Source organism: Flavobacterium sp. NLM (assembly GCF_002210235.1).
Classification (GTDB): domain Bacteria; phylum Bacteroidota; class Bacteroidia; order Flavobacteriales; family Flavobacteriaceae; genus Flavobacterium; species Flavobacterium panici.
The window spans coordinates 118,243-133,275 of record NZ_LIAC01000010.1 but is presented as its reverse complement, the minus strand read 5'-3'; the positions used below and the strand labels follow the sequence as shown (position 1 = coordinate 133,275).

At 32.8% G+C, this 15,033-nt stretch carries 7 protein-coding genes; 6 read left to right on the top strand and 1 reads right to left on the bottom strand.

From position 1 onward, the window contains the following. The first annotated feature begins 42 nt into the window (after positions 1–42). Positions 43–2,679, top strand: a complete 2,637-nt coding sequence (gene alaS / locus APR43_RS13820; RefSeq protein ID WP_053470535.1) for an alanine--tRNA ligase — start codon at positions 43–45, stop codon at positions 2,677–2,679. 210 nt (positions 2,680–2,889) lie between these two features. Next, the gene (locus APR43_RS13815; protein WP_053470534.1) at positions 2,890–3,267 is read left to right on the top strand and encodes a GxxExxY protein; all 378 of its coding nucleotides are present in this window, start codon (positions 2,890–2,892) and stop codon (positions 3,265–3,267) included. A gap of 96 nt (positions 3,268–3,363) precedes the next feature. Here APR43_RS13815 and APR43_RS13810 read toward each other — a convergent pair whose 3' ends face one another. Continuing rightward, positions 3,364–5,109, bottom strand: coding sequence for an ABC transporter ATP-binding protein (locus APR43_RS13810; RefSeq protein WP_053470533.1), 1,746 nt, complete (start codon positions 5,107–5,109; stop codon positions 3,364–3,366). A 326-nt stretch (positions 5,110–5,435) separates the two neighbouring features. Here APR43_RS13810 and APR43_RS13805 point away from each other — a divergent pair, with 326 nt between their 5' ends. The 4 genes from APR43_RS13805 to APR43_RS13790 all read left to right on the top strand — a co-directional run bounded on the left by APR43_RS13805 (position 5,436) and on the right by APR43_RS13790 (position 14,887). Continuing rightward, entirely contained in the window at positions 5,436–6,212 is a 777-nt protein-coding gene (locus tag APR43_RS13805) for a hypothetical protein (protein ID WP_053470532.1), read from the top strand. A 79-nt stretch (positions 6,213–6,291) separates the two neighbouring features. Then, on the top strand, positions 6,292–7,248 hold the full coding sequence (locus APR43_RS13800; protein ID WP_053470531.1) for a GSCFA domain-containing protein: 957 nt from the start codon (positions 6,292–6,294) through the stop codon (positions 7,246–7,248). Between the two features lie 228 nt (positions 7,249–7,476). Further along, entirely contained in the window at positions 7,477–12,588 is a 5,112-nt protein-coding gene (locus APR43_RS13795; RefSeq protein WP_053470530.1) for a translocation/assembly module TamB, read from the top strand. Next, a complete protein-coding gene (locus APR43_RS13790; protein WP_082356371.1) occupies positions 12,572–14,887 on the top strand; it encodes a BamA/TamA family outer membrane protein in 2,316 nt (771 codons plus the stop codon). Before APR43_RS13795 ends, APR43_RS13790 begins: the two co-directional genes overlap by 17 nt. The last annotated feature ends 146 nt before the right edge of the window (positions 14,888–15,033 follow it).

Sequence of the window (15,033 nt, the reverse complement as noted above, 5' to 3'; positions counted from 1 at the left end):
AAATTGACACATTTGTAAACAGATACATTTTCTAATTTAAATATGAAATCACAAGACGTACGTAAGCAATTTTTAGACTTTTTTAAAAGCAATGGACACCTTATTGTTCCATCGGCTCCAATCGTTCTTAAAGACGATCCAACCTTAATGTTCAATAACTCGGGAATGGCCCAGTTTAAAGAATTTTTCCTAGGGAACGGAACTCCAAAAAGTCCAAGAATAGCCGATACTCAAAAATGTCTTCGTGTTTCAGGAAAACATAATGACCTTGAAGATGTAGGTTTTGATACGTATCATCATACTATGTTTGAGATGTTAGGAAACTGGTCTTTTGGAGATTATTTCAAAAAAGAAGCTATCAACTGGGCTTGGCAGCTTTTGACAGAAGTTTATAAAATCCCAAAAGAAAATCTTTATGTTTCTGTTTTTGAAGGAAGCAAAGAAGACAATGTTCCTTTTGACCAGGAAGCTTGGGATATCTGGAAAACATTAATCGATGAAGACCGAATTATTCTTGGAAACAAAAAAGACAATTTCTGGGAAATGGGAGATCAGGGACCATGCGGACCTTGTTCTGAAATTCACGTTGATTTACGTCCAGAATCTGAGAAAGCTTTAGTTACAGGAAAAAGTTTGGTAAATAATGATCACCCGCAAGTAGTTGAAATCTGGAATAATGTATTCATGGAATTCAACCGTAAAGCTGACGGATCTCTTGAAAAACTTCCTGCACAACACGTTGATACCGGAATGGGATTTGAGCGTTTGTGTATGGCTTTGCAAGGAAAAACATCAAATTATGATACAGATGTTTTTACACCGCTTATAGAAAAAGTAGAACAAATTACAGGTTTAAAATATACATCTGATGAAGTAAAAAACATCAGTGAAGAACAAAATAAAACCAACATTGCAATTCGTGTTATTGTAGATCACGTTCGTGCGGTTGCTTTTGCAATTGCTGATGGGCAATTACCGTCAAACACTGGAGCAGGTTATGTTATTCGTAGAATTTTACGTCGTGCAATTCGTTACGGATTTACATTCTTAAACACAAAAGAACCTTTTATCAATAAATTGGTAGAAGTTTTAGCGAACCAAATGGGAGAATTTTTCCCTGAAATTAAATCGCAACAGCAATTAGTTACCAATGTAATTCGTGAAGAAGAAGCTTCTTTTTTAAGAACTTTAGATCAAGGTTTACAATTGTTAGAAAATGTAGTTGCAGAAACTACAGGAAAAGAAGTTTCTGGCGCTAAGGTTTTTGAATTGTATGATACATTTGGTTTTCCAAAAGATTTGACAGCTTTAATTTTAAAAGAAAAAGGTTTCTCATATAATGAAGCAGAATTTGAAGTTGAATTACAAAAACAAAAAACACGTTCTCGTGCAGCTTCTGAAGTTTCAACAGAAGACTGGAATGTTTTGATTCCTGGAAATGTAGAAACATTTGTAGGTTATGATAAAACAGAAAACGAAGTAAAAATTACTCGTATTAGAAAAGTTGATTCTAAAAAAGATGGTATTTTGTACCAAATTGTTTTAGATAATACGCCATTTTACCCAGAAGGTGGAGGACAAGTTGGTGATAAAGGAACATTGGTTTCGGCAAACGAAACAATCGAAATTATCGATACCAAGAAAGAAAACAACTTGATTTTACATTTCGCAAAACAGCTTCCGGAAAACGTTGAAGCAGGTTTTGCAGCAAAAGTAAATACTGATTTAAGAACTTCAACTTCAAAAAATCACTCGGCTACGCATTTAATGCATTTAGCTTTGAGAAGTATTTTAGGAACGCATGTGGAGCAAAAGGGATCGTTGGTAAATCCAAATTACCTGCGTTTTGACTTCTCTCATTTCAGCAAAGTTTCTGATGAAGAGATTAAACAAGTTGAGGCTTCTGTAAACGCTCAGATTGAAGCACAATTACAGTTGGTTGAACATAGAAATATTCCAATTCAGGAAGCATTAGATAAAGGTGCAATGGCTTTATTTGGTGAGAAATACGGCGATAATGTTCGTATGATTGAGTTTGGTGATAGTAAAGAATTATGCGGTGGTATTCACGTAAAAAATACAGCAGAGATCTGGCATTTCAAAATTATTTCTGAAGGTGCTGTTGCGGCAGGAATTCGTCGTATCGAAGCGATAACTGGTGATGCGGTGAAAAACTTCTATCTAAACCAGGAAAATACATTGGCAGAGATAAAAGAAACGCTTAAAAATCCACAGGATATTTTGAAATCTGTTGCTTCTCTTCAGGATGATAATGCTAAGTTGAAAAAACAAGTAGAGCAGTTGCTTAAAGAAAAAGTAGGCGCTTTAAAAACAGAATTAGAGAAAGATTTCCAAGAAGTAAACGGAGTAAATTTCCTTGCTAAACAAGTAGATTTAAGTATGGCTTCTACAAAAGATTTGGCTTCGGCTTTAGGAAGTTCAAAACCGGATTCGTTTGTTTTTTTAGCTTCTGTTGAAGATGGTTTACCAAATATTCACTGTTATATCGCTAAAGAATTGGTTGCAAGTAAAAGCTTAAATGCTAATGTAGTAATCAAAGAATTAGGAAAATATATTGACGGAAATGGAGGAGGACAGCCTTTCTTCGCATCTGGAAAAGGAAAAAATGCTGCTGGAGTTGTAGAAGCTTTGGCTAAGGCGGTTGAGTTTTTAAAGTAAGTTTTTTTTTAATCTCGCAAAGACGCAGAGTCGCAAAGTTTTTTTAAGCTTTGCGACTTTTTTATTGTGCTGATTTTATTGCTAAGGTTTTTTTGTAAAGTGTTTTTAATCTCGCAAAGGCGCAGAGGCGCAAAGTTTTTTTTACAATCGTTGTGATATTTTTATTTTTAAGCTTTTATTTTTGTAAGTTTATACTTTAATTTTTAATAAATGACTGAGAATGAAATTTCGGCTGTTGTAGTTGATGCTTGTTATAAAATACATGTAAAATTGGGGCCTGGATTGTTGGAGTCAGTATATGAAGCTATTTTGTATCATGAATTGACAAAGAGAGGGTTGAGTGTTGAAAGACAAAAAACGTTGCCTGTTATTTGGGATCAAATAAATTTAGATATTGGTTTTAGAGCAGATTTAATAGTAGAAAATAAAGTGATTTTAGAAATAAAATCAATAGAACAGCTAACAGATATCCACGCAAAACAAGTGCTGACTTATCTTAAAATCACAAAAATGAAACTAGGCCTACTTATAAACTTCAATGTACCAATTATCAAATTTGGTATAAAAAGGGTAGTTTCAAATCTTTAATTAAACACTTATAAAAACTTAAAATAAAAAGCAAAGTCGCAAAGCTTTAAAAAAAACTTTGCGACTCTGCGTCTTTGCGAGATTAAAAAAAGACTTCTACTTACGCTCACCAATTTGCTGACGCCACATAGCGTAATACAAACCTCTCTCCACAATTAAATCATCATGTTTACCTTGCTCGATGATTTTTCCTTGTTCTAAAACGAAGATTCTATCAGCGTGCATTACAGTTGATAAACGGTGTGCAATTAAAACCGTGATTCTGTTTTTATCAGATATATTTCTAATTGTAGCATTAATTTCTTCTTCAGTAATAGAATCCAACGCCGAAGTTGCTTCATCAAAAATCAATAAATTCGGATTTCTAAGAATCGCTCTGGCAATAGATAAACGTTGTTTTTCTCCACCCGAAACTTTGATTCCGCCTTCACCAATTGTAGTGTTTAAACCATCTTCGGCACGTTTAAGAAGTTTATCACAGCTGGCTCTTTTTAAAGCGTCGTATAACTCTTCGTCAGTTGCATTTGGTTTAACGAATAATAAGTTTTCGCGGATTGTTCCAGAGAATAATTGTGCATCCTGCGTTACAAAACCTAATTGTTTTCTTAAGTCTAGTAAATCAATTTCTGTAGAATCAATATCATTATAAAGAACCTGACCTTCAGCCGGAGTATACAATCCAACTAATAATTTAACCAAAGTTGTTTTTCCGGAACCAGACGGACCAACAAACGCAACGGTTTGACCTTGTTTGATTTCAAAATTGATATTTTCAACGGCTTTGAATTTTGCTGTTTTATGCTGAAAACTAACATTCGAAAATAATAACGACTGAATTGCTCCAACATGTTTTGGATTTTTTGGACGGAATTCTTTTGGAGCGCTTAATAGTGTTTTGAAATTTTCCATTGAGACTTTGGTTTCATTCAAAGCAATAATGAAATTTCCAAGTTCCTGAAGCGGACCAAAAATGAAAAACGTAAAGAATACCATTGTAAGCAAATCACCCACAATAATTTTTCCTCCAAATAAGAAATAATACAAAGTGAAAACAACGCAAGTTCTTAAAAAGTGAACTGTTGTTCCCTGAATAAAACTCAAACTTCGAATAAATCTGATTTTTTCTAATTCTAATTGCAGAATTTTAAAAGTGTTTAAGTTCAAACGTTTCTCTTCTTGGTACGTTAAACCAAGACTTTTTACCAATTCGATGTTACGTAAACTTTCTGTTGTTGAACCTGCCAAAGCATTTGTTTGATTGACAATTTTTTTAGAAACAATTTTGATTTTTTTACCTAAATAAGAACTTACCAAAGCAATAATTGGAGCTGTAATTAAAAAGATAAGTGAGATTCGAAAATCAATTCGAGCAACATAAAGAATTACAAAAATGAATCCGATAACGGTTTGAAAAATCAAAGAAATCGAAAGCGTAATTAATTTTTCAGAATCAGATCGAACTTTGGTTAACTTACTCAAAGTTTCACCGCTTCGCTGATCTTCAAATTCAGCGTAAGGTAAATCGAGGGATTTTTTAATTCCGTCGGTATACATTTGAGCACCAGTTCTCTGGATCACAACATTAGTGAAATAATCCTGAAAGTTTTTGGTAATTCTGGAAATCATCGCAGCACCAAGTGAAAGCCCAAGCCAGAAAGAAAGAGATTTGATAAAACCAGTTGGATTTCCTTCGTATTTGTGTAATCCAACACCGCAATCCTGCATTAATTTACCGGTAATAATAGAGTCTGATAAACTGAAACAAATGTTTATGGAGGCCATAATCAAAGCAAAAAGCAAAAGCATTTTGTGTTTGATTATATAAGAATATAATAATTTCATATAGAGTATAAAAAAATGGAAGATGCAAAAGTAAGCAATAGTTTGTCTTGATGGAGTTGATTTTTGTTATTAAAAATGTAAATTTTTAATAATTGATTTTTAGCTTATATCGAAGGGATTATTGTTTAATAACACAATGAGCAAGTATTGGTATTTATTTGAGAAATTATATTTATAATGATAAAGATTATTATTGAATAGAATAGAATGCATCAACTAGTTCTTGAGATAAAAAATACCTTATTATAATAGTAAAATGACAGGAATAGCTCATTTTTTTAAGTGGTGTGCGATATGTTTGTTTGTATAAATCTAATACATGCCAAATGAAAAAGAATTTACTCCTTTTCTTAATTTTAATTTTTACATTCCTTTCATGTTCAAGTAATGATAGTGATAATACTGAAGATGATACGACAATATTACCTAAAGCCATTATATCTATTTATCCTGGGTTTAGTTCTGATACTGCTCTTTTTTCTTACGATAAGAATAAAATTAAAAGTATATCCTATAAAAAAGATAAAATTTATTACCATTATGAGGATAATGTAATTGTGGGTAAAACGTATTATAATATTGTTCAAGGTAAAGAAGTTAAAATTAACGAAGAGACCTATTCTTATACAAATGGAAGATTAGCATCAATTAAATATCTGGACAATTGGGCATCATCTCCTCGTAAAATTAATATAAGATCGGTGTACACATATTTATCAGATACTTTAGTTAAAGAACAAAGATTTAGTACAGATTATTTAACTAAGATCGAAGCAGAAGATGATTATTTTTCTTTACTTAAGATTAAAAATGGAAATCTGATTAAAAGGGATTATGTAAAAACAAAAACAGGCATCACTTCTTATACATATACTTATGTTTATGATAATATGAATTCTCCTTTTAAAAATATTACAGGTATGAGTTTACTTATAAATGATGAAGAATCATCTTTTAATAACCGTTTAAGTAGTTTTTCTGTCGATTCAAGTGATTATCTTGATATAAAAGACTATAAATATGATATGAAAGGATATCCAATCTTAGAAACATATTATAAAGGAGGAAAACAAGTAACAGCCATTACAAAATATTTATATTAATTACCCAGAACCAAATACTTCATGTATTTGGTTTTTTTATTGGTAAAAATTGGTGAAATTCGTGTTTAAATAATATGCCATGCAATTCAGAACTCAAATTCCAATTTCAAAAAGCAACAATCCAATCGATTATAATTCGAAGATACTTTCTGTAGGTTCTTGTTTTGCAGAAAATATGGCAGAGAAATTTGATTATTTTAAGTTTCAAAACGAAACAAATCCGTTTGGAATTATATTCAATCCCGTTTCAATTGAAAAATTATTTAGTCGGGTTTGTAAAGAAGAATTGTTTACAGAAAAAGATGTTTTTTTTCACAATGAACGCTGGCATAGTTTCGAAGTTCATTCAGACTTAAGTAATGCTGACCGACAAGAATTGTTAGAAACACTCAACAAAGCGGTTACAGAAACCAACAAAAAGTTAAAAGAAGCTACCCATATCATTATTACATTTGGAACTTCATGGATCTACAGAAATATCGAAAGCACTGAAATCGCTGCCAATTGTCATAAAGTTCCTCAAAAACAATTTTTAAAAGAATTACTATCAGTTGATGTAATTCAAAAAAGTATTCAAAACACAGTCGATTTAATTCAGACTTTAAATCCAGAAATCAATTTCATTTTCACGATTTCACCAGTACGCCACATTAAAGATGGTTTTGTAGAAAATCAATTAAGTAAATCACATTTATTTTCAGCGCTGCATTCTGCGTTAAATAGGGAACACTTTAAACTGAACACTGCATACTTTCCCTCATACGAAATCATGATGGACGAACTTCGCGATTATCGTTTTTATAACGAAGATATGCTGCATCCCAACCAAATTGCGATCGATTATATCTGGAAACTTTTCAGCGAAAATTATATTTCACAAGAAAGTATCTCAACAATGCTGGAAGTAGACGAAATTCAAAAAAGCCTGCGTCACAGAAGCTTCAATCCCGAATCAGAACAGCACCAAAAATTCCTTGCCAAACTTCAGCAGAAAATGAATCTTTTACAAGAAAAGATTTCCCATATTAAATTTTAATTTTCAGCAAGCACCAAACATTTATGAAATATTTAGGCATAAAAAAACTTTGTGTCTTAGAGCCTTCGTGGCTAAAACTCAAAAGTAAGAAATTAACTATTTTACAGTGAAATTTTAGAATAATTCCCAATAATTATGTAAATTGTTAAAGGCTTAAATTTTCCATTTTTGTAAGATGTGTAACCATGCTTTTTTCAGAAGCAATTAAATCCTGTATTTTATTGACCTATGAATAAGAAACCAATTTATTACGTAAAAAAAACACTTCGTGTACTATTATGGTGCGTGGTTTCTGTAGTTGCACTTTTATTACTTCTTATTATATTAATTCAGGTTCCTTCTGTTCAAAATTTCACCAAAGACAAAGCGATTTCCTATCTCCATAAAAAGATAAAAACCAAAGTTTCATTAGATCATATTTCTATCAAATTTCCGAAAGATGTAGTTCTGGAAGGTTTTTATTTTGAAGATCAAAAAAAAGATACTTTGCTGGCAGGTAAACGTTTAGAAGTCGATGTTGACCTTTTTAAATTGGTTAGCAGTAAACTCGAAATCAATTCTGTTTCGCTTGAAAATGTAAAAGCCAATATTTCCAGAAATAAAGACGGCGTTTTCAATTTCGATTATATCATAAAAGCATTCGAATCAAAAGAACCCAAAGTTGAAGATCCAAATGCTAAACCATTTAAAATATCAGTTGTAAAAGTAAATCTGGATAATATCAAATTTAATTTTAAAGATGATTATTCTAAAAATGACATTGCCGTAAAACTGACGCATTTCGATACTAAATTCAATAAGTTCGATTTGGATAAAATGGATTTTGATATTCCGAATATCGATTTAAATGGATTAAAATTAGTTTTAAATCAGGATGTTGTGGAACAAATTGCAGTTGTTTCGGTAAAAACCGTAGATACAATTTCAAAACGCAAAGACTTCAAATTAAAATTGGGAAAAATCAGTTTGTCAAAAATTGATGTTGCTTATGACAATAAAGATTCAAAATTAGATTCGGGAATAAAACTCGGAAATCTGAATTTATCTGTAAATGAAATCGACTTAAACAAACAAGTTTTAGATTTCGATACTTTCGAACTTAAAAACCTTAGCGGAAATCTGCGTTTAGGAGTAAAAGATAAACAAATACAAACTCCAAATTTAGATACAACAGCGATAAAACAAGCAGGCTGGAAAGCAAAACTAAATAAAGTCAACATACAAAACATTGCTTTTAAATTTGATAATATGCAATCGAAACCAACTTTAAAAGGAATCGATTACAGCCATTTAAATCTAAGTAAATTCAATCTTGAGGCCGAGAAATTATATTATGGTAACGATATTATTTCGGGCAATATAAAATCACTGGCAGCAACAGAAAAAAGCGGATTGAACATTCAGTCTTTAAAAACAGATTTTTTCTACGGTCCAAAAAATGCCTATTTAAATAATCTGTATTTAAAAACACCGCAAACGCTTGTAAAAGATAAAATCAAAGTTGAATACAAGTCACTCGCAGCACTTCAAAAAGATATTGCAAATCTTGCTGTCGATGCTAATTTGAAAGATTCAAAAATATGGTTTAAAGACATTTTGTTATTTGCTCCCGATTTACAAAAAACAAATCCTTTTAAGAGCAATCCAAATGCTATTTTATACATAAACAGCCGTGTAAGCGGAAAAGTAAAAGATTTGAATATTCCGAAATTCGAAATGAGCGGAATTGGAACTACAAAAGTTGCCCTTTCGGGGAAAATAACCGGACTTCCTGATGCGCAAAAAGCATATTATGATTTAGATATCAAAAAAATTGCTACGACTTCTAAAGACATAAATACGTTTGTACCAGCCGGAACAATTCCGAAAAATATTCAGCTTCCGTCGCAAATAAACCTGCAGGGAAAATTTAAAGGTTCTGTGCAGAATTTCAAAACCAATCTGGCTTTAAACAGCAGTTTCGGAAATGCAAAAGTTGATGCTTTATTCGATCAGCGTGTTAAGAAAAAAGAGAAATACGACGCAACGGTTTATTTACTTGATTTTGATTTAGGCCGATTAATCAAAAACGATTCGATTGGAAAAATTACGCTTAAAGCGAAAGTAAAAGGAAATGGTTTAGACCCGAAAACAGCAAAAGCAGAATTAGACGGAATTGTACAGAAAGCGGTTTTCAACAGATATACATATAGAGATTTAGCTTTAAAAGGAAATATTGCAAACGGTTCATTCGCAGTAAAATCTGGAATGCAAGACCCAAATTTGAACTTTGATTTAGTTGCAAGCGGAAATACACAAGAAAAATATCCGTCAATAAAATTAAAACTAAACCTGGATATTGCTGATTTGGAAAAACTAAATCTTCATGCCGGACCAATGAAACTTCGCGGTAATGTTGATGCGGATATTGCGAATAGTAATCCGGATTTTCTGAACGGAAAAGTATTTCTTTCGAACATTCAGATTTTGCAGGATAAAGAACCAATCGTTTTAGATTCAGTTCGTGTCATTGCTTTTTCAGATAATACCCGAAACAATATTAAAATATCTTCTCAGTTTTTAAAAGCTGAGGTTGATGGAAAATACAAATTGACCACTTTGACAGCGGCAATAAAAAAATCATTGTCAAAATATATCGATTTAAAAACTCCAAAAGCAAACGGAGAATCTGACGAGCAGCGTCTGGTTTTTACAGTAACGGTTGATAACGATCCAATTCTTTTTAAACTGATTCCGAAACTGACAGGTTTAGAACCCATTAAAATCACTGGAAAATACAATAACGTAACTGATTCTTTAGAAATAAGAGGAACAATTCCAAGAATCGTTTATGCAGAAAACACAATTGCCGACGGAAAAATTAATATTGAAGCCAAAGAAAATGCTTTAGAATATTCTGTTTCTATTGCCACTATTGAAAGCGGTTCATTAAAAATTCCGTTTACTAGTTTATCCGGAAAAGTAGAGAATAATATTTTGACTTATGCGCTTGAAGTTCAGGATGCAAAAGAGAAACAGCAATATTTTATAGCAGGAGAATTTAAAGCAGAAGATTCTAAAAACATATTTAAAATCGATGCGGAAAACTTCATTTTAAATTATGATAAGTGGAATATTGATCCTGAAAATGCAATTGAATTTGGAGACAAACGCCTTTATGTCAATAAATTTTTCCTGAACAATAACGGAAATGAATTAAAAATTCAATCGCAGGGAACACAGGACAATGCGCCGCTGCAAGTCGATTTTGTAAACTTCAAAATCGAAACCATTATGAACATGGTTAAAAAAGATAAACTGTTAATGCAGGGTTTAATTAACGGAAATGCTGTTGTCGAAAACGTAATGACAAACCCAACTTTTACTTCTGATTTAAAAATTGATGATTTTGCTTTTAGAGGGGATGCAGTTGGCGACATTGAAATAAAAGTGGATAATAAAACCACTAATTTATTAAATGCAAATGTGGCATTAACCGGAGAAGGAAACGAGGTAAACCTGACCGGAAATTACAAAATGGATGACGGAAACCTTGATTTAAATTTAGATATTAACAAATTGTATATCAAAAGTATTCAGGGGTTTACAATGGGTAACATAACAGACGGAACGGGATATCTATCGGGAAATTTTAAAGTTGCTGGCAACGCATCAAGTCCAAAAGTTGCGGGCGAATTAAACTTTAACGATGCCGGTTTTAGAATCACACAGCTGAATTCCTTCTTTAAAACCGATAATGAAAAAATCACTTTTAATAATGATGTAATTACCTTTGATAAATTCACGCTTAATGACGAAAACGACAACGAATTATCTGTAGACGGAACGGTTCAGTCTCCTGATTTCAAGAGTTATAATTTTGATTTAGTTGTTACAGCAGATGATTTTAGAGCGATACATTCTAAAGAAGTTGATAACGATTTGTTTTATGGTGATATGTTCCTGGATACCAAACTAAATATTACAGGAAATCTGGACAGCCCGGTTGTCGACGGAACAATTAAAATCAATAAAGAAACCAAGTTTACGGTTGTAATGCCGCAGTCAGATCCATCTATTGCAGATCGTGAAGGAATTGTAGAGTTTGTTGATGAAGACAATATGTACCTGAAACAAACTGTTGAGCTGCAAAATGAACTGAATCAGTCTGATGTAAAAGGAATGGACGTGAATGTAGCCATTTCAATTGATAAAGAAGCAGAATTGACTTTACTTATTGATAAAGGAAACGGTGATTATTTGAAACTGAAAGGTGAAGCTGAATTAGTTGGCGGAATCGACAAATCTGGAAAAACAACTTTGACTGGGAAATACGAGTTTACAGATGGTGCGTATGAAATGAATTTTAACGGAATCCGAAGAAAATTTGATATTCAAAAAGGAAGTTTTATCACCTGGAACGGTGAACCTACAATGGCAAATTTAAATATTACGGCAATTTATAAAGTAAATGCTGCGCCAATCGATTTACTCGGAAATCAGCTTGGAAACGATGATTCAGCCGTAAGAAATACATATAAACAAAAACTTCCGTTTCAGACTTTACTGAAAATGAAGGGAGAATTAATGAAGCCGGAAATTTCTTTTGGAATTGTACTTCCGGAAGGAAATTACGATGTTTCTTCAGATGTGGTTGAGCTTACACAAACCAAGCTGAAACAATTAGAACAAGATCCGGCAGAACTAAATAAACAGGTTTTTGCCCTTTTATTATTAAACCGATTTGTGGGTGAAAATCCGTTTGCAAGTGAAAGCGGCGGTACAAATGCAGAATCTTTGGCAAGACAAAGTGTGAGCAAAATTCTTTCGCAGCAATTAAACAATCTGGCGGGTGAATTAATTAACGGATTTGAAGTCAATTTTGATTTAGAATCAACCGAAGATTACACTTCCGGAACCATGCAAAACAGAACCGATTTGAATGTTGCCGTTTCAAAAAAACTGCTTGATGACAGATTAAAAGTTACTGTAGGAAGTAGTTTTGGTGTTGAAGGTGCGGAGCGTGCCAACGAAGAAAGCACCAACATTGCAGGAGACGTTGCGCTGGATTATCAGCTTACCAAAGACGGACGTTATATGGTTCGTGCTTACAGAAAAAATCAATATCAGGTAGCAGTTGAAGGTCAGGTTGTAGAAACGGGTGTTGCTTTTATTATTACGATGAGTTACAATAAATTCAGAGAACTTTTTCATCGATCAGAACAAGAAAAGCAAATGATACGTGAAGAAAAAGTCCGTAAAGAGAAAGAAAAACAAAAAAAGAAAGAAGCAAAAGAAAAGGAAAAATTAGAAGAAGAGCAGCAGGAAAATCAAATTGAAGGAAATGAACAAAAAACATAATCATATAGAAAATCAATATATAAAGTATTTTGTACTGTTTTGCCTGTTTTTTGTTTTAGGCTGCAGTAATACAAAATATCTGCCGGAAGGCGATTTGCTTTACGTTGGCGGTTCTGTAAAAGTCAAAGATTCTTTAATAAAGAAAAAAGAAAGAAAAGCACTCGAAAAAGAATTAGAAGATTTATTGCGTCCAAAACCAAACAAACAAATTTTAGGATTACGTCCTAAATTATGGATATACAATCTTGCCGGAGAGCCTAAAAAACAAAAAGGAACCAGATATTGGCTTCGAAATAAAGTAGGTGAGCCGCCTGTACTTTTCAGTAAAGTCGATTTAGATTATAATGCTTCTGTTTTAAGAAATTTTACCGAAAACCGAGGCTATTTTAAAACCCGTGTCAGCGCCGATTCTACAGTTCGAAACAAACGAGTTACGGCAGAATATACCGTTATTCCTAAAAAACAATATATCATTAAAAGCGTGACTTTTCCTGATGACTCTTTGGCAATGTCCAGAATTATAGGAAGATCAAGCCGAAGAAGTTTATTGAAAGTTGGAAAGCCGTATGATTTGGACGTTATAAAAGCCGAAAGAGAACGAATTGACGCCAGACTTAAAGAGAAAGGCTATTTTTATTTTAACCCAGATTACCTTTTGGCTCAGGTAGACAGCAGCAAAGGCGATCACGAAGTAAAAGTTAGAATTGTAATAAAGCCAGATACGCCGCCAAAAGCCCTTACAGCGTATAAAATCAATAATATTTATGTGTATCCAAATTATTCTCTTTCGAATGACAGTGTGGTTTATAGAAAAAGAGATATTACAAAATACAAAGATTTTACAATCATCGATACAACTGAAACCTTTAAGCCAAGGATTTACGACCGAACGATATATTTTAAAAAAGGAGATTTATACAATAGAAAAGATCATAATTTAACCTTAAACCGTTTTGTAAATTTGGGAACATTCAGCTTTGTAAAAAATGAATTTAAACCATCAGACAGTATTCCAAAGACTTTAGATTCGTATTATTACTTAACGCTTCTGCCTAAAAAGTTTATTAGGGTTGAGGTTTTAGGGAAAACAAATTCGGCCAGTTATACTGGAACGGAGGTTAATTTAAATTGGAATAATCGAAACTTTTTTAAAGGTGCGGAATTATTTACTGTCTCTGTTTTTGGCGGTGCCGATTTCCAGCTTGGCGGGGTTAACAAAGGAAAAAATATTTATAAACTTGGAGGAGAAGTTAGTTTGACCTGGCCGAGATTTATAACGCCATTCAATATTGAAGGAAACAGCGAATATGTGCCAAGAACAAAAGCGACTTTAAGATATGAATACCAAAAACGAACTCAATTATATGCGTTAAATTCTTTTAATGCATCGTTTGGGTATTTGTGGAAAGAAAATATAAGGAAAGAACATCAATTAAATGTGATCGATGTTACGTATGTAAGTCCAAATCATGTTACGCCCGAATATTTAGAAGATATTGATGAGGATCCGGCTTTAGGGAAAGTAATTGAAAAGCAATTAATTTTTGGCCCGACTTACAGTTATACGTATACAAACACGATGCAGAAACGCCGAAAAAATACGATCTATTTTAATGGAGAATTAGATTTGGCGGGAAACATAACGGGATTAGTTACAGGAGCAGATTATCCAAATAAAGTAAAAACCATATTTGATGTTCCGTTTAGCCAATATGTGAAAATTAAATCAGATTTTAGGCATTATTTAAAATTAGGAAAAGAAAGTGAATTAGCCAGCAGATTAATCGTTGGCGCTGGATTTGCTTATGGAAATTCAAATACATTACCTACATCAAAACAATTTGTAGTAGGAGGAACCAATAGTATTCGAGCCTTTAGAGCCAGAACTTTAGGGCCGGGAAGTTATGTGATTCCGCCAACGACAAATAACAATTATACACCCGATCAATCGGCAGATTTAAAACTGGAATTCAATACAGAATATCGTGCAAAATTATTTAGTGTTGTAAGAGGCGCTTTATTTATAGATGCAGGAAACATTTGGCTCTTAAATGCAGATCCTAATAAACCCGGAGCTGAGATCTCAAAAGATTTTATGAAAGAGCTTGCCATAGGAGCAGGAGCAGGATTGCGTTTTGATTTGTCGTTCCTTGTTTTAAGAACTGATTTGGCCTTTCCTCTTAGAAATCCAGCGCTGCCAGACGGGCAAAGATGGGTAATCGATGATATTAATTTTGGAAGCGGACCATGGCGAAAAGACAACCTGATTTTGAATATCGCTATTGGATATCCTTTTTAGAAAAAGTTTTGACACGATTTTTTTTTGCCACGAATTTCACGAATTTCACGAATTTTTTTGAAGATGCTTAATTTATGAATTGATCAATAGATACAACGCATAGAATTAGTGAAAATTAGTGAAATTCGTGGCAAAAAAACTTTAGT

What these genes read in the sequence shown, in the direction of transcription:
- APR43_RS13795 (WP_053470530.1), top strand. Translation starts at nt 7,477, where the DNA reads ATGAATAAGAAACCAATTTATTACGTAAAAAAAACACTTCGTGTACTA.
- APR43_RS13805 (WP_053470532.1), top strand. Translation starts at nt 5,436, where the DNA reads ATGAAAAAGAATTTACTCCTTTTCTTAATTTTAATTTTTACATTCCTT.
- alaS (WP_053470535.1), top strand. Translation starts at nt 43, where the DNA reads ATGAAATCACAAGACGTACGTAAGCAATTTTTAGACTTTTTTAAAAGC.
- APR43_RS13790 (WP_082356371.1), top strand. Translation starts at nt 12,572, where the DNA reads ATGAACAAAAAACATAATCATATAGAAAATCAATATATAAAGTATTTT.
- APR43_RS13810 (WP_053470533.1), bottom strand. Translation starts at nt 5,109, where the DNA reads ATGAAATTATTATATTCTTATATAATCAAACACAAAATGCTTTTGCTT.
- APR43_RS13800 (WP_053470531.1), top strand. Translation starts at nt 6,292, where the DNA reads ATGCAATTCAGAACTCAAATTCCAATTTCAAAAAGCAACAATCCAATC.
- APR43_RS13815 (WP_053470534.1), top strand. Translation starts at nt 2,890, where the DNA reads ATGACTGAGAATGAAATTTCGGCTGTTGTAGTTGATGCTTGTTATAAA.